15 protein-coding genes and 1 other RNA gene are annotated in these 17979 nt (G+C 67.3%); 6 read left to right on the top strand and 10 right to left on the bottom strand.

What is annotated here, in order from left to right; all coding sequences use genetic code 11:
* Positions 1-53 precede the first annotated feature (53 nt).
* Complete coding sequence (locus QZM35_RS33215) at positions 54-746, top strand: DUF2968 domain-containing protein (RefSeq protein WP_174976125.1); 693 nt, start codon at positions 54-56, stop codon at positions 744-746.
* A 76-nt stretch (positions 747-822) separates the two neighbouring features.
* Here the strand turns inward: QZM35_RS33215 and QZM35_RS33210 are convergent, their stop codons facing one another.
* Positions 823-1779, bottom strand: a complete 957-nt coding sequence (locus tag QZM35_RS33210) for a hypothetical protein (protein WP_301777543.1) — start codon at positions 1777-1779, stop codon at positions 823-825.
* Positions 1780-2130: 351 nt separating this feature from the next.
* On the opposite strand from QZM35_RS33210, the gene QZM35_RS33205 reads away from it, so the two are divergent.
* A complete protein-coding gene (locus QZM35_RS33205; protein ID WP_089425864.1) occupies positions 2131-3426 on the top strand; it encodes an MFS transporter in 1296 nt (431 codons plus the stop codon).
* 84 nt (positions 3427-3510) lie between these two features.
* Here QZM35_RS33205 and QZM35_RS33200 read toward each other — a convergent pair whose 3' ends face one another.
* Positions 3511-5424: a tetratricopeptide repeat protein gene (locus tag QZM35_RS33200; RefSeq protein WP_301777542.1), complete on the bottom strand. Its 1914-nt coding sequence runs from the start codon at positions 5422-5424 to the stop codon at positions 3511-3513.
* A 58-nt stretch (positions 5425-5482) separates the two neighbouring features.
* On the opposite strand from QZM35_RS33200, the gene QZM35_RS33195 reads away from it, so the two are divergent.
* Positions 5483-7126 carry an FAD-dependent monooxygenase gene (locus tag QZM35_RS33195; protein ID WP_301777541.1) on the top strand — a complete coding sequence of 548 codons (1644 nt, stop codon included), beginning with the start codon at positions 5483-5485 and terminating at the stop codon, positions 7124-7126.
* Positions 7127-7134: 8 nt separating this feature from the next.
* Here the strand turns inward: QZM35_RS33195 and QZM35_RS33190 are convergent, their stop codons facing one another.
* Genes QZM35_RS33190 through QZM35_RS33175 form a run of 4 tightly spaced genes read right to left on the bottom strand, consistent with a single transcriptional unit; the run spans position 7135 to position 12425 of the window.
* A complete protein-coding gene (locus tag QZM35_RS33190; RefSeq protein ID WP_089424772.1) occupies positions 7135-7386 on the bottom strand; it encodes a formate dehydrogenase subunit delta in 252 nt (83 codons plus the stop codon).
* A 7-nt stretch (positions 7387-7393) separates the two neighbouring features.
* The gene (fdhF, locus tag QZM35_RS33185; protein ID WP_301777540.1) at positions 7394-10333 is read right to left on the bottom strand and encodes a formate dehydrogenase subunit alpha; all 2940 of its coding nucleotides are present in this window, start codon (positions 10331-10333) and stop codon (positions 7394-7396) included.
* Between the two features lie 17 nt (positions 10334-10350).
* Complete coding sequence (locus tag QZM35_RS33180; protein ID WP_301777539.1) at positions 10351-11928, bottom strand: NADH-quinone oxidoreductase subunit NuoF; 1578 nt, start codon at positions 11926-11928, stop codon at positions 10351-10353.
* Positions 11925-12425: an NAD(P)H-dependent oxidoreductase subunit E gene (locus QZM35_RS33175; RefSeq protein ID WP_301777538.1), complete on the bottom strand. Its 501-nt coding sequence runs from the start codon at positions 12423-12425 to the stop codon at positions 11925-11927. Before QZM35_RS33175 ends, QZM35_RS33180 begins: the two co-directional genes overlap by 4 nt.
* 131 nt (positions 12426-12556) lie before the next feature.
* On the opposite strand from QZM35_RS33175, the gene QZM35_RS33170 reads away from it, so the two are divergent.
* The 3 genes from QZM35_RS33170 to QZM35_RS33160 all read left to right on the top strand — a co-directional run bounded on the left by QZM35_RS33170 (position 12557) and on the right by QZM35_RS33160 (position 14719).
* Positions 12557-13663: a substrate-binding domain-containing protein gene (locus tag QZM35_RS33170; RefSeq protein ID WP_301777537.1), complete on the top strand. Its 1107-nt coding sequence runs from the start codon at positions 12557-12559 to the stop codon at positions 13661-13663.
* 101 nt (positions 13664-13764) lie between these two features.
* Positions 13765-14034 (top strand): hypothetical protein, encoded by a 270-nt coding sequence (locus QZM35_RS33165; RefSeq protein WP_089424777.1) that lies wholly within the window; start codon positions 13765-13767, stop codon positions 14032-14034.
* A 331-nt stretch (positions 14035-14365) separates the two neighbouring features.
* Positions 14366-14719: a DUF4148 domain-containing protein gene (locus QZM35_RS33160; protein WP_069247423.1), complete on the top strand. Its 354-nt coding sequence runs from the start codon at positions 14366-14368 to the stop codon at positions 14717-14719.
* Positions 14720-14992: 273 nt separating this feature from the next.
* On the opposite strand, the gene ssrA is transcribed toward QZM35_RS33160, so the two are convergent.
* From ssrA to ompA, 4 genes are all read right to left on the bottom strand, one after another.
* Positions 14993-15362, bottom strand: a transfer-messenger RNA (tmRNA) gene (gene ssrA, locus QZM35_RS33155).
* A 17-nt stretch (positions 15363-15379) separates the two neighbouring features.
* Entirely contained in the window at positions 15380-16096 is a 717-nt protein-coding gene (gene gph, locus QZM35_RS33150) for a phosphoglycolate phosphatase (protein WP_089424796.1), read from the bottom strand.
* Positions 16097-16109: 13 nt separating this feature from the next.
* Positions 16110-16808 carry a bifunctional 2-polyprenyl-6-hydroxyphenol methylase/3-demethylubiquinol 3-O-methyltransferase UbiG gene (ubiG, locus tag QZM35_RS33145; protein ID WP_089424797.1) on the bottom strand — a complete coding sequence of 233 codons (699 nt, stop codon included), beginning with the start codon at positions 16806-16808 and terminating at the stop codon, positions 16110-16112.
* Positions 16809-16962: 154 nt separating this feature from the next.
* Positions 16963-17631 (bottom strand): outer membrane protein OmpA, encoded by a 669-nt coding sequence (gene ompA / locus QZM35_RS33140; protein WP_006476579.1) that lies wholly within the window; start codon positions 17629-17631, stop codon positions 16963-16965.
* Positions 17632-17979: the final 348 nt, after the last annotated feature.

Raw genomic sequence — 17979 nt, 5'->3', positions numbered from 1 at the left:
GTTTCGTTTTGAACGATAATCGCGAGTTCCGATTCGTTCGCCGGAGTTTGACGTTGGCTTTCCGAAATTTTTCCCCTGCACGATGCGCCACGTGGATCGTCGCGCTGGCTGCCTGCGCGCAAGCGGGCGCGGCCTGGTCCGCCGACGCGACGGCGCCCGCCGCCGGAACGCGTCCGGCGGTCACGAGCCTGCGCGGCGACACGGCGGCATCCGCCACGGCGGCGCCGGATGCCTCCGCACAAGGCAACGTCGCCGAGCTGACGCAGATGCTGCACGACGGCCGGATCGTCGAGATGCGCACGACGTACAACGGCAGCTACGGTGCGAGCCTGATGTTCGACCCGCGCGAGATGACGTACTACGTCGCGCTGTTCCAGGACAAGCATTTGTGGCGCGTAATCCGGTCGCAGGAGAAGAGCCGCGCGGAGATGGTGTACGCGAACTTCGTTCAGCAGACCGTACAACTCGCCGATATCGAGATCCGCCGCACCGAGCTGGAGGCGCAGAAGGCGTTTCTCGAGCGCGTGATCGCGCTGCAGGCGAATCGTGCGCAGCAGTTGCAGGCCGACTTGAGCGTTGCGCGCAGCCAGCAGGCTGAAGTCGCGCAGCGGCAGCGCTCGGCGCAGGAGCAGGCGCAGGCGCTGCAGGTCGAGAAGCGGGCTGCACAGGTGCAGCTGCGCGATCTGCAGGAGCAGGTGCGACAGCTCGAGAAGCAGACCGAGACGGGGCTGCCCGCGCACAAGTAACGAGTCGTCAGACGGACGCAGAGACGAGCAAAACCCGGCGAAGCAGGCTTCGCCGGGTTTTTTTATGGCCGGGCCGTCAGCGCGCGAATGCGTCCGGCGTATCGGTCAGGCGGCGGTGGGACAGCTGCGCCGTCCAGTCCACACCGGTGGCGGGCGCGCGCGTGGCGCGGACAGGCTCGGTAGCGCGCAGCGCGCTCGCCATCGCGATCAGCGTGAGCGGATCATCGAGCGTGTCGCGCATGTCGCCGGTTGCACGCGGCAATGCGGCGAGCCGATCGCGGGTGCGGGTGTCGACCGTGCTGCCGCGGATCGGCGGCCGCGTGGCCATCCGCGTCAGGGTTGGTGTTGGGACCGGCGCCGCCGCCATGCGCTTGCCGCTCGAACGAGGCGATGCGGCAGTGGCAGTGGCGGTCGGCGGCACGCCGGATGTTGCCTTTGGACGAAGCGATGCCGGAGGACGCGCGACCTGGTGCGTGGCCGGCAGTGGCTCGGCCGTTGTCGCGACAGGCGCGGCCATCTTGCGCTGCGGAGGCGCGCTCGTCGACGTACGCGGCTGAACCGCAGCGACCCGCACGGCCCCGGACGACGACGTAGCGTGATCCGGTACGTCACCTGCCGCGTGAATCGCGTAGGCAGGCCCGAACCCTGCAATCGGTTCATATGCGGCAATCAGCCAGCCGATGATGCCGAGCGCGCCGATACTCCAGCAGATCGCGTACTTCGCACGCCGGTCGCGAAAGCCGCCGGCGATACGGCGGGAGCACGGGGCCGCGGCGGCAGGCAGTGCAACCGGCGACCCGGCACGCGTCGGTGCCGACGCCGTGATGGACAGCGGCTTCCAGTGGCACGCGCGGTGCGGCCGGTCCACGTCGATGCAGGACGTCGTCAGTGTCGCGAGGCAGTGCTTGCCGGGCCGCGCACCGGGCGCGCCGCGAAAGGTCCAGTCGCGGCCGAGCGACGGCACGTGATCGAGCGGAGCGACGCGGGGGCGGGCGAGTGCGCCTGCAACGGGGACGAGGGGCGATGGGGTCATGAGGGCGGTGCGCCATGCGACACGGGCAACCGTGCCGGTGCGGCGCGGATATGTCGTCGCAAATCGAGACATTGTCGTCAGCCGGCGAAGGCCGGTCGATCAGATCAATCTGATTTTTGCTGCCGTTTCGGGACGACTCGTACGAGGAGAGCGCCGCGACCGCACCGGCAGGGGCGACACAAGGCAAATGTCGGGTTGGCGTGGCATGATGCGCGAACCATGCCGGTGCGCGCGTCGTTGCGCGGTGCGCCGCTGGCGGGCAGCGATGCCCGTGCGCGCCGGCCCGGCGCCGCGTGCGTCGTCGGATCCATGCGGCGCGGATTCGCGCCATCCGAGCTGAGCGAGAAAAACATGTCCACAGCGTCACACGCCATCGCGCAGGAATCGAAATTCCGCACCGTGTTCCGGGTCGTCAGCGGCAACTTCCTGGAAATGTACGACTTCATGGTCTACGGCTATTACGCGTCGGCCATCGCGAAAACCTACTTCCCGAGTGGCAACGCATTTGCGTCGCTGATGCTGTCGCTGTCGGTGTTCGGCGCGGGCTTCCTGATGCGGCCGGTCGGCGCGATCGTGCTCGGCGCGTACATCGACCATCACGGCCGCCGCAAGGGGCTGATCCTGACGCTCGGGCTGATGGCGATCGGCACGCTCGCGGTGGCCGCGATACCCGGCTATGCGACGATCGGCGTGCTCGCGCCGGTGCTCGTGCTGCTCGGCCGGCTGCTGCAGGGCTTCTCGGCCGGCGTCGAACTCGGCGGCGTGTCGGTCTACCTGTCGGAGATCGCGACGAAGGGGCACAAGGGGTTCTATACGTCGTGGCAGTCGGGCAGCCAGCAGGTGGCCGTCGTGTTCGCCGCGCTCGTCGGCGTGCTGCTGAACCGCGCACTGCCGGCCGAGGAGATGACCGCGTGGGGCTGGCGCATTCCGTTCCTGATCGGCTGCCTGATCGTGCCGTTCCTGTTCCTGATCCGTCGTTCGCTGAAGGAGACCGACGAGTTCCTCGCGAAGCGTCATCGTCCGACGATGGGCGAGATCATGCGTTCGATGCTCGACAACTGGGGCATCGTGGTGGCGGGCATGGGGATGGTGATCATGACGACGGTGTCGTTCTACATGATCACCGCCTATACGCCGACGTTCGGCAAGGAAGTGCTGCACCTGTCGTCGCTCGATGCACTCGTCGTGACCGTCTGCGTGGGGATCTCCAATCTCGTATGGCTGCCGCTGTCCGGTGCGTTGTCCGACCGCATCGGTCGCCGCCCGGTGCTGATCGCGTTCACGGTGCTGACGCTGTTGACGGCCTACCCGGCCGTGCTGTGGCTCGTCGGCGATCCGTCGTTCCTGCGGCTGCTCGCGGTCGAGCTGTGGCTGTCGTTCCTGTACGCGTCGTACAACGGGGCGATGGTCGTCGCGCTGACCGAAGTGATGCCGGCCGACGTGCGCACGGCGGGTTTCTCGCTGGCATACAGCCTGGCGACGACGATCGGCGGCTTCACGCCTGCGATCTCGACACTGCTGATTCATCAGACCGGGAACAAGGCGGCGCCGGGGCTGTGGCTGAGCGTTGCCGCGATTTGCGGGCTGATCGCGACACTCGTGCTGTATCGCACGGCCGAGGCGCGCAACCAGTACAAGGCGGCCTGACCGGCAGCGGTATGACGCGCGGCGCCGGCCGCACACCATGCAATGAAAAAGGGAGCGCGGCGCGCTCCCTTTGTTCGTCTGCGTTCAGGCTTCGCGCAGCATGCCGGCGACCGCGGCCGCCACGTCGTGCCATTCTCCCGGCGCGGGCTGGCGGGCGAGCCTGGCCTGCGGATACCACGGGCAGTCGTCGCCGGTGAACCAGCGCCAGTCGGGCGCGAACGGTAGCATCACCCACAGCGGCTTGCCGAGCGCGCCGGCCAGGTGCGCGACCGCCGTATCGATCGTGACGACGCCGTCGAGCCGATCGATCAGCGCGGCCGTGTCGGCAAAGTCGTTCAGCCGGCCGTCGAGCCGATGCACGCGCGGATGCGCGTCGACGCGCGCGCGTTCGTCGTCGTCGAGTGCGGGCTGCAGCACGATCCAGTCGATGTCCGGCAGCGCGAGCAGCGGTGCGAGCGCGTCGAACGGCATCGAACGGTTTTCCTGCGCCTGCCGGCGCCCCGACCACGCAAGGCCGAACTTGCGCTTCGACTGGCCGCCGAGCGAGCCGCGAAAACGCCGGCCGGCGCCGTCGGGCGCGTCGAGGTAGCGCGAGCCCGCGACGATGTCCTCCTTCGTCTGAAGCCCGAGCAGGAACGGCAGGCTCATCAGCGTGCACGCGACATCCGCGGCAGGCGGTCTTGGCGCGCCCAGCGCGACGAGCGTCACGCGCCAGCGCGCCGCGGCCGGCGCCAGCAGCGTAACCAGTTCCGGCTGGACTTCGAGCACGACGCGCGCGCAGCGTGCGCGGGCGAGCGGCACGAAGCGGACGAACTGCAGCGTGTCGCCGAAGCCCTGTTCCGCGCGGATCAGCAGCGTGCGCGACGCAATCGGCTCGCCTTGCCAGCGCGGCAGCGTGCCGAGCGGCGTCGCGCCGGGCGTGTCGTGGCGCGCTTCGTAGGCGGGCAGGCCGCGCGTGAAGTCGCCGAGCGTCAGCAGCGTGACCGCGCGGTGCAGCCGTGCCAGTGTGAGATCGGGGGCGACGCGCAGTGCCTGGTCGAACGCGCGCAGCGCCATCTCGTGCGCACCGAGCGCGTGATGTGCGTTGCCGAGATTCAGCCAGGCCAGGCTGAACGACGGGTCGAGACCGACGGCACGCTCGTAGTAGGGCAGCGCGTCGCGGTGGCGGGCCTGCGCGCTCAGTGCGTTCGCGAGCCCGAACAGCGCGAGCGGAAACGGCGGATGCAGCGCGAGCGCGGCTTCGAACGCGGCGGCCGCCTCCGCATGCCGGCCGACCGCATCGAACGTGTTGCCGAGATTGAAATGGGCGGCGACGAAGCGCGGCTGCGCGGCGATCGCGGCCTGGAAGTGCGCGATTGCGTCGTCGGCGCGGCCCATCGCGTTCAGCGCCATCGCGAGGTTGTTGTGCGCGCCCGCATGCCCGGGCCGCAGCTCGAGCGCGCGACGGAACGCGGCGAGCGCGTCGTCGTGGCGGCCGAGCGCGTTCAGCGCGTTGCCGAGATTGTTGTGGATCGATGCATCGTCGGGCGTGAGCCGCAGCGCGCGGCCGAATGCATCGATCGCGTCGTCGTGGCGCTGCAGCGCCGCATACGCGTTGCCGAGGTTGTAGTGCGCGAGCGGAAATTCGGGCGCGAGCGTCAGCGCGTTGCGAAAGCGGTCGACTGCTTCGTCGAGCCGTCCGAGCGCCTTCAGCGCGTTGCCGAGATTGAGCTGCAGCGCGGCATCGCCCGGCCGCAGCGCGACGGCGCGGCCGACGAGATCGGCCGCCTCGGCGTGCTGGCCCTGCTGGTGCCGCAGCACGCCGAACAGATGCAGCGCGTCGGCGTCGGCGGGATTGGAGGCGAGCGCGTTGCGATAGCCGTGCTCGGCCTCGGCGAGGCGGCCCGCGCGGTGTGCGGCATACGCCCGGTCGAATGCGGAATCCATAACGCGAAAACTGGCGGAAAGCGCGTATTTTCCCACACCGCGCGATGATGCCGCGCGTCGGCCGATCGGCATATGGCCCCGTCACGCGGAGCGGCGTAGACTTGCAGGGTCGCGTGTCATCGAGGTTCTCATGGCTGACACACTGCCCGATATCCCGCCCGTGCTGATCGTCGGCGCGGGGCCGACCGGCCTTGCCGCGGCGATGAGCCTCGCGCGAGCCCGCGTGCCGGTGCGCATCATCGATCGGCTCGCTGCGCCCGCGCCGTATTCGCGCGCGATCGGCATCCAGGCGCGCACGCTCGAACTGCTGGAGCAGCATCGCGCGGTCGAGCCGTTTCTCGCGCTCGGTCATCGTGCCCACGCGGCCGAGTTGCATGCCGACGGCCGCGTGATCGCGCGGCTCGATTTCGATCCGTTGCAAACGCGCTATCCGTACTTGCTGTTTCTCGACCAGACCGTCACCGAGCGCCTGCTTGCCGAACATCTGGCCCGGCTCGGCGTGACGGTCGAGCGCGGCGCGACGCTGACCGCGTGCGATGCGAGCGGTGCGTCGCTCGACGTGTCGATCCGCCGCGCCGACGGCCGCGACGAATCGTTCGCGCCGTCGTACCTGATCGCCGCCGACGGCGCGCACAGCACGGTCAGGCATCTGCTCGGCCTGGGCTTCGCCGGGCATGCGTTCGAGCAGACCTTCCTGCTCGCCGATTTCGCGGCGATACCCGACTGGCCGGACGAAGAGATCCATCTGTTCACGACATCCGAAGGCATCGCCGGCCTGTTTCCGATGGGCGGCGGCCGTTACCGGCTCGTGGCCGACCGGCCGCCCGGCGGCGACGCGTCGCCCGATGCGCCGACCCCGTCGCTTGCGGAATGCGACGCGATCGTGCGTGCCCGTGCCGGCGCGTCGATCTCGCCGAGCGATCTCGCGTGGTCGTCGTATTTTCATCTGCACAGCCGGATGGTCGACCGGTTGCGTCACGGCCGCGTGTTCTTCGCGGGCGACGCCGCGCATGTTCACAGCCCGGCCGGCGCGCAGGGCATGAACACCGGCATCCAGGAGGCGTTCAATCTTGGCTGGAAGCTCGCGCGCGTGCTCGGCGCGGGCACGCCCGAGCGGCTGCTCGACACGTATCACGCGGAGCGTCATCCGATCGAGCGCGACGTGTTGCGGCAGACCGGTTTCGTCACGCAGATCGTCGAAGCCGAGCGTGGCGCGATGAAGCTGCTGCGCGATCACGTCGTGCCGGTGCTGGCGTCGTTCGGGCCGATGCGCGATGCGGTGCGGCGCACGGTCAGCGAGCTCGGCGTGCAGTACCGGAAGAGTCCGCTGACGCTCGAGCGCGTGCTCGATGGCGGGCCGCGCGCAGGCGAGCGGGCACCCGACGCGCACGTGCGGGTGCTCGACGGGCCGCTCGGTCAGGCGCCTGGAACGGCGCGGCTATACGACCTGCACGATCCGACGAGCTTCACGTTGCTGTTGCTGGAAGAGCCGGAGAATGCCGACACCGGTGCGGTGCCGCCGATGCCGACCGATGCGCAGGCGCTCGTGCAGGGGCTCGAGCGGATCATGCCGGATGCGGTGCGCGTCTGGCGCGTCACCGATGCCGACGGCGGCGATGCCGGGCTCGCGCAGGAATACGGCCGCTCGCGGCCGTCGTTTTACCTGCTGCGGCCGGATGGTTACGTCGCCGTGCGCGGGCGCACGGCGACCGATGCGAACGCGCTGCTGCGCCACTGCGAAAGCTGGTTCGCGGGCCTGTCGCGGCCCGCGTAGCGGTGCCGTCAGGCGCTCGCCGTGGCGGGTACGAGCGACGCGCGGTGCACGGCGATCGCGTCGCGCACGATCGGTGCCGCACGTTGCCCGGCCTCGCTCGACGGATCGTCGAGCGCCGCGAGAAACGCGCGGCGCATCCGCGGCTCCCAGAAGCGCCGGATATGGTCGGCGATGCCGGTCAGCGCTTCGTCTCGATCGGGCATCGATTCGAAGAATGCGCCGATCTGGTTGGCCATGTCGATCAGGTGTCCGTTGTCCATCGCGTCCTCACTTGCCTGTCGTCACGCCGGCGCGGCGCTCGAGCAGGTCGAGCTGCTCCGCGTTGAAGCGCGCATACGCTTGCTGCCAGTCGGACGGCTGCGCGACGGGCAGCACCTGCACGGCCGTCACCTTGTACTCGGGGCAGTTCGTCGCCCAGTCCGAGCTGTCCGTCGTGATCACGTTCGCGCCCGATTCCGGGAAGTGGAACGTCGTATAAACGACACCCGGTTGCATGCGTTCGGTCACGAGCGCGCGCAGCACCGTCTGCCCCGCACGCGATTCGATGCCGACCCAGTCGCCGCTGCGGATACCGCGATCCTGCGCGTCGTGCGGATGGATCTCGAGGCGATCCTCTTCGTGCCACCGCACGTTCTCGGTGCGGCGGGTCTGCGCGCCGACGTTGTACTGCGACAGGATGCGGCCCGTCGTCAGGATCAGCGGATAGCGCTGCGTGACCTTCTCCGGCGACGCGATGAACTGCGTGATCACGAACTTGCCCTTGCCGCGCACGAATGCGTCGATGTGCATCGTCGGCGTGCCTTCCGGCGCGTGCTCGTTGCACGGCCACTGAATGCTGCCGAGCGTGTCGAGCTTCGCGTACGACACACCCGAGAAGGTCGGCGTGAGCCGGGCGATCTCGTCCATGATTTCCGACGGATGCGCATAGTCCATCTCGTAGCCGAGCGCGCGCGACAGCATCAGCGTGACTTCCCAGTCCGCGTAGCCCGCGAGCGGCGGCATCACCTTGCGCACGCGCGAGATGCGGCGTTCCGCGTTCGTGAACGTGCCGTCCTTCTCGAGGAACGACGAGCCGGGCAGCAGCACGTGCGCGTATTTCGCGGTCTCGTTCAGGAAGATGTCCTGCACGACGATGCATTCCATTGCCGACAGCGCGGCCGCGACGTGCTGCGTATTCGGGTCCGACTGAACGATGTCCTCGCCCTGGCAGTAAAGCCCCTTGAAGCTGCCGTCGAGCGCCGCGTCGAACATGTTCGGGATGCGCAGCCCCGGTTCCGGTTGCAGCTTCGCCGACCACGCCGCTTCGAACTGCGTGCGCACGACTTCGTCGCCGATGTGCCGGTAGCCGGGCAGTTCGTGCGGGAACGAGCCCATGTCGCACGAGCCCTGCACGTTGTTCTGGCCGCGCAGCGGATTGACGCCGACGCCTTCGCGGCCGATGTTGCCGGTCGCCATCGCGAGGTTCGCGATGCCCATCACCGTCGTCGAGCCCTGTGCGTGTTCGGTCACGCCCAAGCCGTAATAGATCGCGGCATTGCCGCCCGTCGCATAGAGGCGCGCGGCTTCGCGTACCAGCTCGGCCGGCACGCCCGTCACGTCGGCGCTCGCCTCGGGCGAGTTGTCGGCTCGCGAGACGAACTCGCGCCATTGCTCGAATGCGCGCGTGTCGCAGCGCTCGGCGACGAATGCATCGGCGACGAGCCCTTCGGTGACGATCACGTGGGCGAGCGCGTTGACGATCGCGACATTGGTGCCGGGGCGCAGTTGCAGGTGGTGCGTGGCCTTTACATGCGGGCCGTCGACGACGTCGATGCGGCGCGGGTCGATCACGATCAGCTTCGCGCCTTCACGCACGCGCCGCTTCAGCCGAGAGCCGAACACCGGGTGCCCGTCGGTCGGGTTCGCGCCCATCACGACGATCACGTCGGCCTGGCCGACCGATGCGAACGTCTGCGTGCCGGCCGATTCGCCGAGTGTCGTCTTGAGGCCATAGCCCGTCGGCGAGTGGCACACGCGTGCGCAGGTGTCGACGTTGTTGTTGCCGAACGCGGCGCGCACCAGCTTCTGCACGAGGTAGGTTTCCTCGTTCGTGCAACGCGACGACGTGATGCCGCCAATGGAATCGCGGCCGTACTTGTCCTGCAGCTTGCGGAATTGCGTTGCCGCGTAGGTGAGCGCTTCGTCCCAGCTGACTTCGCGCCACGGGTCGGTGATCTTCTCGCGGATCATCGGCTTCGTGATGCGGTCCTTGTGCGTCGCATAGCCCCACGCGAAGCGGCCCTTCACGCATGCGTGACCTTCGTTCGCGAGGCCGTTCTTGTGCGGCGTCATGCGCACGACCTGCGTGCCCTTCATCTCCGCCTTGAACGAGCAGCCGACGCCGCAGTATGCGCAGGTCGTGACGACCGAGTGTTCGGCCTGCCCGAGTTGCACGATGGATTTTTCCTGCAGCGTGGCGGTCGGGCAGGCGGCGACGCACGCGCCACACGACACGCATTCCGACGCCATGAACGATTCGCTTTCGCCGGCCGCGACGCGTGATTCGAAGCCGCGTGCGGCGATCGTCAGCGCGAACGTGCCCTGCGTTTCCTCGCAGGCGCGCACGCAGCGGTTGCAGACGATGCACTTCGACGGGTCGTACGTGAAGTACGGATTCGATTCGTCCTTCTTGTCGCGCAGGTGATTCGCACCGTCGAAGCCGTAACGCACCTCGCGCAGCCCGACCACACCGGCCATGTCCTGCAGCTCGCAGTCGCCGTTGGCGGGGCAGGTGAGGCAGTCGAGCGGGTGGTCGGAGATGTACAGCTCCATCACGTTGCGACGCAGCGACTGCAGCCGGTCCGACTGCGTGCGCACCTTCATGCCGGCTTCGGCAGGTGTCGTGCACGACGCCGGATAACCGCGCCGGCCTTCGATTTCGACGAGGCACAGACGGCACGAGCCGAACGGTTCGAGCGAATCGGTCGCGCAGAGCTTCGGGACGTTGACGCCGGCTTCGATCGCCGCACGCATCACCGACGTGCCGGCCGGCACCGTGACCGGCTGGCCGTCGATTTCGAGCGTGACGTCGGTATCGGCATGCCGTTGCGGCGTGCCGTAGTCGGTATCGTCGAACGGATCGAGGGCACGCGCCTGCGCGGCGCTCTTGCACGCGCATTGGCCCGAGCCGCAGCCGCCTTGGCGGACGTTGTTCGTGTCGAGGGACATGCAGGGCTCCTTCTGGGTCAGGCCGCAGCCTTGACCGGACCCGACGCGGCAGGTTTGCCGGCAGCGAGCCCGAAATCTTCGGGGAAATGGTCGAGCGCGGACAGCACCGGGTAGGGTGTCATGCCGCCCATGGCGCACAGCGAACCGGCCAGCATCGTGTCGCACAGGTCGCGCAGCAGCGTGACCTGCCGCTCCGACGTATCGCCGTGGCGAATGCGTGCGATGGTCTCGACGCCGCGCGTCGAACCGATCCGGCACGGCGTGCACTTGCCGCACGACTCGATCGCGCAGAACTTCATCGCGTATTCGGCCAGATCGGCGAGGTTCGACGTATCGTCGTGCAGCACGATGCCGCCGTGGCCGACCACCGCGCCAATCGCCGTATACGCTTCGTAGTCGAGCGGCACGTCCCACTGGTGGTCGGGCAGGTAGGTGCCGAGCGGGCCGCCCACCTGCGCGGCACGTGCGGGCCGGCCGCTGGCCGTGCCGCCGCCGAAATCGAACAGCAGCTCGCGCAGCGTGACCCCGAACGCGAGTTCGACGAGGCCGCCGTGGCGGATGTTGCCGGCGAGCTGGAACGGCAGCGTGCCGCGCGAGCGGCCCATCCCGTAGTCGCGATAGAACGCGGCGCCGCGCGCGAAGATCACGGGTGCCGTTGCGAGCGTGATCACGTTGTTGATGACGGTCGGCTGGCCGTACAGGCCGGCGAGCGCGGGCAGCGGCGGTTTCGCACGCACGACGCCGCGCTTGCCTTCGAGCGATTCGAGCAGCGCCGTTTCCTCGCCGCACACGTACGAGCCCGCGCCTTTCGCGACGTGCAGCTCGAACGCGTGCGCGGAGCCGAGCACGTGCTCGCCGAGCCAGCCGGCTTCGCGTGCGCGGACGATCGCGGCTTCGAGCGTGGCGATCGCGTGCGGGTATTCGCTGCGCACGTAGATGTAGCCGACCGTCGCGCCGGTCGCGACGCCCGCGATGATCATCCCTTCGATCAGGCAGTACGGATCGCATTCCATGATCAGGCGGTCGGAGAACGTGCCCGAATCGCCTTCGTCCGCATTGCAGACGATGTACTTCTGCGTGGCGCGTGCTTGCCGGACCGTGCGCCACTTGATGCCTGCGGGGAACGCTGCACCGCCGCGGCCGCGCAGCCCCGATTCGATCAATGTTTCGCACGCGGCATCGCCGTCGAGCGCGAGCGCGTTCTTCAGGCCGGCGAGGCCTTCATATCGCAGGTAGTCGTCGATCGACAACGGGTCGGTCAGGCCGATCCGGGCGAACGTGAGGCGTTGCTGGCGCGCGAGATAGGGCAGTGCGTCGACGAGGCCGACGCCGCTCGGATGCGCGCCGCCTTCGAGCCAGTTTGCATCGAACAGGGCCGGGACGTCGGCGGCCGACAGGTTCGCATAGCCGACGCGGCCAGCGGCCGTGCCGACCTCGACGAGCGGCTCGAGCCACAGCAGCCCGCGCGAACCGTTGCGGACCAGTTCGATGGCGATGCCGCGGCGTTCGGCTTCCGCCTCGATCGCGGCGGCGAGCGCGTCGGCGCCGAGCGCCAGCGCGGACGAATCGCGCGGGACATAGACGCGGGTCGTCATGCGGCCTCCGGGGTGCGGGCGACCGCGTCGGCAAGCAGCGCGTCGAATTTCTCCGGCGTGACCTTGGCATGCAGCACACCGTTGACCGTCAGCGACGGCGACTGCGCACACAGTCCGAGGCAGTAGACCGATTCGAGTGCGACGTCACCGGGCGCATGCGCGTCGGCCGCATCGCCGTGCACCGCGTCGAACCGGCAACCCGTGCGGGCTTCCGCATGCGCGGCCAGCGCTTCGCAGCCCATGCTGCGGCACGCTTCGGCGCGGCACATCTGGATCGTCACGCGGGCGGGCGGCGCGGTGCGGAAGTGGTGGTAGTAAGTCAGGACACCGTGCACTTCCGCGCGCGACAGGTTGAGTGCGCGGGCGAGCGGCGCGACGCAGCCTGGCGGCACGTAACCCGCGTCGTCCTGGATCGCGTGCAGGATCGCCACGAGCGACCGGCCGGCGCACGCATGGCGCTCGACGAGCGCGTCGGGCGCTTGGGAATTCGGGGACATCCGTTGTGCTCCTCCAAAGTCTCATATGCGCTCGAGATTCATATAGTGCGCATCGCGACTTCGTTCTGATTGATTTCGCCCAACGATAAGCGGAAGATTTGGCGGTCGCAATAGGAAATCGGAGTGCATAATTGATTCGTATCGAATGCGACGCGTATCTGACCGTACGCGACACGGAAGGCCGTGCGGCCAGTCTGTCGGATGTGGCGCCGTTGCTCGAACTCGTGGCCGACACGGGCAGCATTGCGCAGGCCGCGCAAGCGAAAGGGCTGTCTTATCGGCACGCGTGGGGCATGCTGCGTGCGCTGGAGGCGTGCATCGGCGGGGAACTGATCGAAACCGCGCGGGGCAAGGGCTCGACGCTGTCGGCGCTCGGGCGGGCCGTCGTCGATGCGCAGCGCCTCGCGCGCAGCCGGCTCGACGGGAACCTGCGCACGCTGGCCGCCGAAGTGGCGAGCGACCTGAATCGGCGGCTCGCGCAGCGCGACGGCGCCGTGCGTATCCATGCGTCGCACGGCTACGCGGTCGCGACGCTCGTCTCCGCGCTGGTCGATGTGCAGGCGGCTGTCGACATCAAGTATCGCGAGAGCGTCGAGGCCGTGCAGGCGCTTGCCCGCGGCGAGTGCGACCTGGCCGGCTTCCATCTGCCGCGCGGCGCGTTTCGCGCGCAGTGCGCGCAGATCTACCGGCCGTGGCTCGACGATACGCGCCACGTGCTGATCCACCTGACAAGGCGCCAGCAGGGGCTGTTCATTCCGCGCGGCAACCCGAAGCAGGTTCGCGGGCTCGCGGATCTCGCGCGCAATGACATCCGCTTCGTCAATCGCCAGCCGGGGTCGGGCACGCGCATGCTGCTGGATCTCGCGCTGCGCGCGATCGGCATCGATCCCGAGCGCATCGACGGCTACGCGTCGGCCGAGCTCACGCATTCGGCGATCGCGGCGTTCGTCGCGAGCGGGATGGCCGATCTCGGTTTCGGCGTAGAGCCGGCCGCCCATCATTTCGGGCTCGATTTCATCCCGGTCGTCGACGAAGACTATTACTTCGCATGTGAGCGCGCGCGGCTCGACGCGCGACCGCTTGCCGGCGTGCTGGCGCTGCTGCGCGATGCGCGCTTTGTCGAGCGCGTCGCGCATCTCGACGGCTACGATCCGGCTGCGTGTGGAACGCTGGCGAGCATTGCGTCGGGGCTGGCCGGCGGCGACGGCGCGAGCGTGCCGGCGGGCAATGCCCGGTAACGCGGACGCAATCGAACCGCGATGCAGCAGCAGGGGATTTGCGCTACGCTTGCCGCTTGACCAACGTTCCAACAAGTACGCCGTTCAAGCGTCATCCCGCCATGAAATTTTCCGTTCCCCTCACCGCGGCAGTGTTGTCCGCGGGGCTGCTGGCCGCTGTTTCGCCGTTTGCGCTCGCGCAGAATTCGCCCGGTGTGCCCGGCGGTATCCTGAGCGAACAGTTTCGCCTGAACGAGCATCCGCAGATGCCGTTCGCGGCGTCCGCGCCGTCGCAGAAATACCAGAGCGGCAAGAAGTCGACCTTGCGCCGCAAGGGTGACCTGGGGGACCCCAACGGCTGCAATCTGAAGTGCCCGATGGATAGCCGGTAACCTGGCTGACGGGCGCGTCCGCAGCACCGATTCAACTGACGGGTGTTGCGCGCGCGTGCCGATCTGGCTGTGTGATCGGTGGCGGCAGGCGTCCCGTGCGATTCCGATTTTGTCCGAGCCCCGCGAAGCGTTGCCGCTTCGCGGGGCTTTTGCTTTCCGTCGAATCGTCATGTGATTCGATGCCGGGTGATTTAGGGTTAACCCGTAAATCAGGAAGGATGTCTTCCAGAAACCTGCCTTATTCTTAAGCATCCGCCTACATAAACTTCGGGTTGTCAGCGATGAACAAGGTGTTCACCGCGAACACAGACAAATCTGGAGGTAGGTCATCATGAAATCGCTCGTTCAAGCTGTTGTCGTTGCTGCCGCTCTCGTTGCCCCGGTCGTGTCGTTCGCCCAGTCGGGTTCGACGATCACTCGCGCGCAGGTTCGTGCCGAACTGGTTCAGTTGCAGCAGGCTGGTTACAACTCCGCTCGCGGTGAAGATCCGCACTACCCGGAAGCGATCCAGGCTGCCACGGCGCGTGTTGCAGAGCAGCAGCGCGCTGCGCTGGCGCAAGCGCAAGGCGCCGACGCCAGCGGTTACGGCGCACAGGCACAGGGCGCATCGGCATCGGGTTCGCGTGCGATGGGCGTGCGTCCGGCCACCGCTGAAGAAATGAAGTCGCTGTATCGCGGCAGCTAAACCGCGTATTGCCCGGTGTGCGTGAATGCCGGGTGCGACGACGCGTCGCGCCTGGAGCCGCAGCACCCGGGCGGGCCGCTGCCGGCGCGATCGATGAGCGCGCGGGCACGGCAGGCTATCCGTCACCTCCTGTCGCCGGAAGTCCGGTGGCATTCCGCCCGGCCCACCCGTGGCTGGGCGCTTTTTCGGAAGGAGAGGGCGAGTGCGTTTCGCCGGCAACAAAAAACCCCGCAGACTTGCGTCATGCGGGGTTCGTGCGGCGAGCGCGGAATTTGGTGGAGGCGGCGGGAATCGAACCCGCGTCCAGAAGCGCTCCACGACTAGTTCTACATGTTTAGTTCAGTCATTTGATTTAACCGCAGCGACGCGGACGAACACGCTGCACTACGGCGATTCGCTAGGTTTTCGACCCTGGCGTCGCGACGCCGACAGGGCTTAACTGACGTAAATGACCTCTGGCGGTATTGCTACCGGTCTTGCGACACTAGCCCGTCAGTGAACTAGGCAGAGGACGGCGGCCCTTAGGCTGCCAGTGCGAACGTATCGTCGTTTGCAGTTACGATTTTCCCATTGATTAACGAGGTGACGGGTCCTCGACATGCCCTAGCCGCTTCACAACCCCTGTCGAAACCAGGTCGCCCCCGCGGATAAGATCAATCATTATAGCCCAACATCGCGCAGCAGTTCGCGCAGTTGCAGCGTCGTGTCGACGAGATGCTGCGCTTGCCAGTCGGCCGGCGCCGCGCCATCACCGCAATAGCCGTACGCCGCCGCGACCGTCGCCATGCCGGCGGCGCTGCCGGCTTGAATGTCGCGCAGGTCGTCGCCGACGTAGACGATGCGCGCAGGCGCGAGCGTCAACTGGTCGGCCGCATGCAGCAACGGGGCCGGGTGCGGCTTCGGGTGCGGCGTTGTGTCACCCCCGACGACGCAGGCGGCGCGCCGCGCGAGGCCGAGCAGGTCGACGAGCGGCGCCGTGAGCCGCATGGCCTTGTTCGTGACGATGCCCCAGCGCACGCCGCGCGCGTCGAGTTCGTCGAGCACGTCGTCGATGCCGGGGAACAGCGTCGTGTGCACGCATAGATCCGTCGCGTAGTTGGCCAGGAACTCGTCGCGCATCGCTTCATAACCGGGCGTGTGCGGATCGATGCCGAATGCACCGCCGAGCAGGCCGCGCGCGCCGGCCGAGGCTAGCGGCCGCAGCACGTCGAGCGGTGTCTCGGGCAGGTCGCGCACGCGTTGCATCTTGTTGACGGCGGCCGCGAGATCGGGGGCCGTGTCGGCGAGCGTGCCGTCCAGGTCGAACAGCACGGCATCGCAGTGCAGCAGGCGCGGTTCGTCGAGTGGTGCCCGCGCGGTCGAGAGGGGAGTCGTCATGCCGGTTGGAAGGTCACGCGCCGCGACGGCACGCGACGAGGTAGTTGATGTCGGCGTCGTTCGACAGCGCGAAGCGCTTGCCGATCGGGTGATACGTGATGCCCTTGATCTCCACGATGTGCAGATCCGTTGCCCGCACGAAGCTGGCCAGTTCCGACGGACGGATGAAGCGCGCGTAGTCGTGCGTGCCCTTCGGCAGCATTTGCGCGATGTACTCCGCGCCGATCACGGCGAACAGGTATGCCTTCAGGTTGCGGTTCAGCGTCGAGAAGAACACCCAGCCACCCGGCTTCACGAGCGTCGCGCAGGCGGCGACGATATCGCCGGGCGACGGCACGTGCTCGAGCATTTCCATGCACGTGACGACATCGTAGGTGCCCGGTTCGCGCGCGGCGATCGCTTCGGCCGCGATGGCCTCGTAATCGACCGAGATGCCGCTTTCGAGACTGTGCAGGTCGGCGACGCCGAGTGCTTCGGTCGACAGGTCGATGCCTTTCACCTGCGCGCCGAGTCCGGCCATCGATTCGGACAGGATGCCGCCGCCGCAGCCGATGTCGAGTGCGCGCTTGCCGGCGAGGTGCGCATGCGCATCGATCCAGCCGAGCCGGACCGGGTTCAGGTCGTGCAGCGGCTTGAATTCGGCATTCGGATCCCACCACCGATGGGCGAGGTCGCTGAATTTCTGGAGTTCGTGCGGGTCGGCGTTGGTCATGTCGGCAAACGGGCTACGGAAGGAGGGCGGTGCTGCGATTCGTCAGCCCCGAGTATATAAGAAGCGGACGAGCGGCGAAGCGGCGAGCGCCTGGACGGGCGTCAAAGAAAAAGCCCCGCCGGAGCGGGGCTTTGAAGCAGTCGAAAACCGCGGCTTAGTTTGCCGGAACGGTCGTCTTCTGCACTTGCTGCGTACCAACCACTTCCACTTCCACGCGGCGATCCGGTGCGAGGCAGGCGATGAGTTGCTTGCGGTTCTTCTGGTTGCAGCCAGTCGTAACCGGGTTGCGCTTGCCCTTGCCTTCCGTGTAGATCTTGTTGGCCGGCACACCCTTGCTGACCAGGTACGACTTCACGGCTTGCGCACGGCGCAGCGACAGACGGTCGTTGTACTTGTCCGAACCGATGCGGTCCGTGTAGCCCGTTGCGACGACCACTTCCGTGTTCATGCCTTCGATCTTCGAAGCCAGTTCGTCCAGCTTTTGCTTGCCCAGCGGCTTGAGCGTTGCCTTGTCGAAGTCGAACAGTGCGTCAGCTTGATACGTGATCTTCTGGCTCGTGATAGCCGGAGCGACCGGAGCGACCGGCGGCTGCGGTGCCTGGGCGACCAGTGCGCCATCGCACTTCGCGTTGGCGGTGGCCGGCGTCCAGAACGCATCGCGCCAGCAGAGCTCGTTCGTACCGTTCATCCACACCCATTCGCCCGTGCCGTTGACCCAGTTGTCATTGACGGCTTGGCGCGACGCCGGCACCGACTGTGCCGAAGCGGATGCAGCCATAACTGCGGTAGCTGCAATGAACGCGAGCTTTGAAAGTTTATTCATATTTCTCCTCTCGAAATTGAGATTACCGCAGGTTTACTGCGAGCCTGTTGACGGTGACAAGTCATACATTGCTCGAAGTATAACATTGGTGCGGCACAAAAAACGCGGCGCCGCCTCTGTGTAGACTTCGAGCAGCGTCTAACTTTCAGTGCGTTGGCATTTTGCCATATCGTTCCCTTCCTACGAAAAAAAATCCTCCCCACCCCAAGATCGCTTCAACTTTGTGGTGCATGCGCAACACTGGCCTGCCGTAACTTTTAGAAATTGTCAAGAGTGTGGCGGCGAAATTGCGCCGATGAATGCAGTTGTTTACTCGTGCGCGAGGAACGCGTGACGCGGCAATCGTCT

The sequence above is a fragment of the Burkholderia sp. AU45274 genome, assembly GCF_030482505.1.
Classification (GTDB): Bacteria; Pseudomonadota; Gammaproteobacteria; order Burkholderiales; family Burkholderiaceae; genus Burkholderia.
Note: the sequence above shows the minus strand (reverse complement) of the source record. Positions and strands in the feature narration are given on the sequence as shown.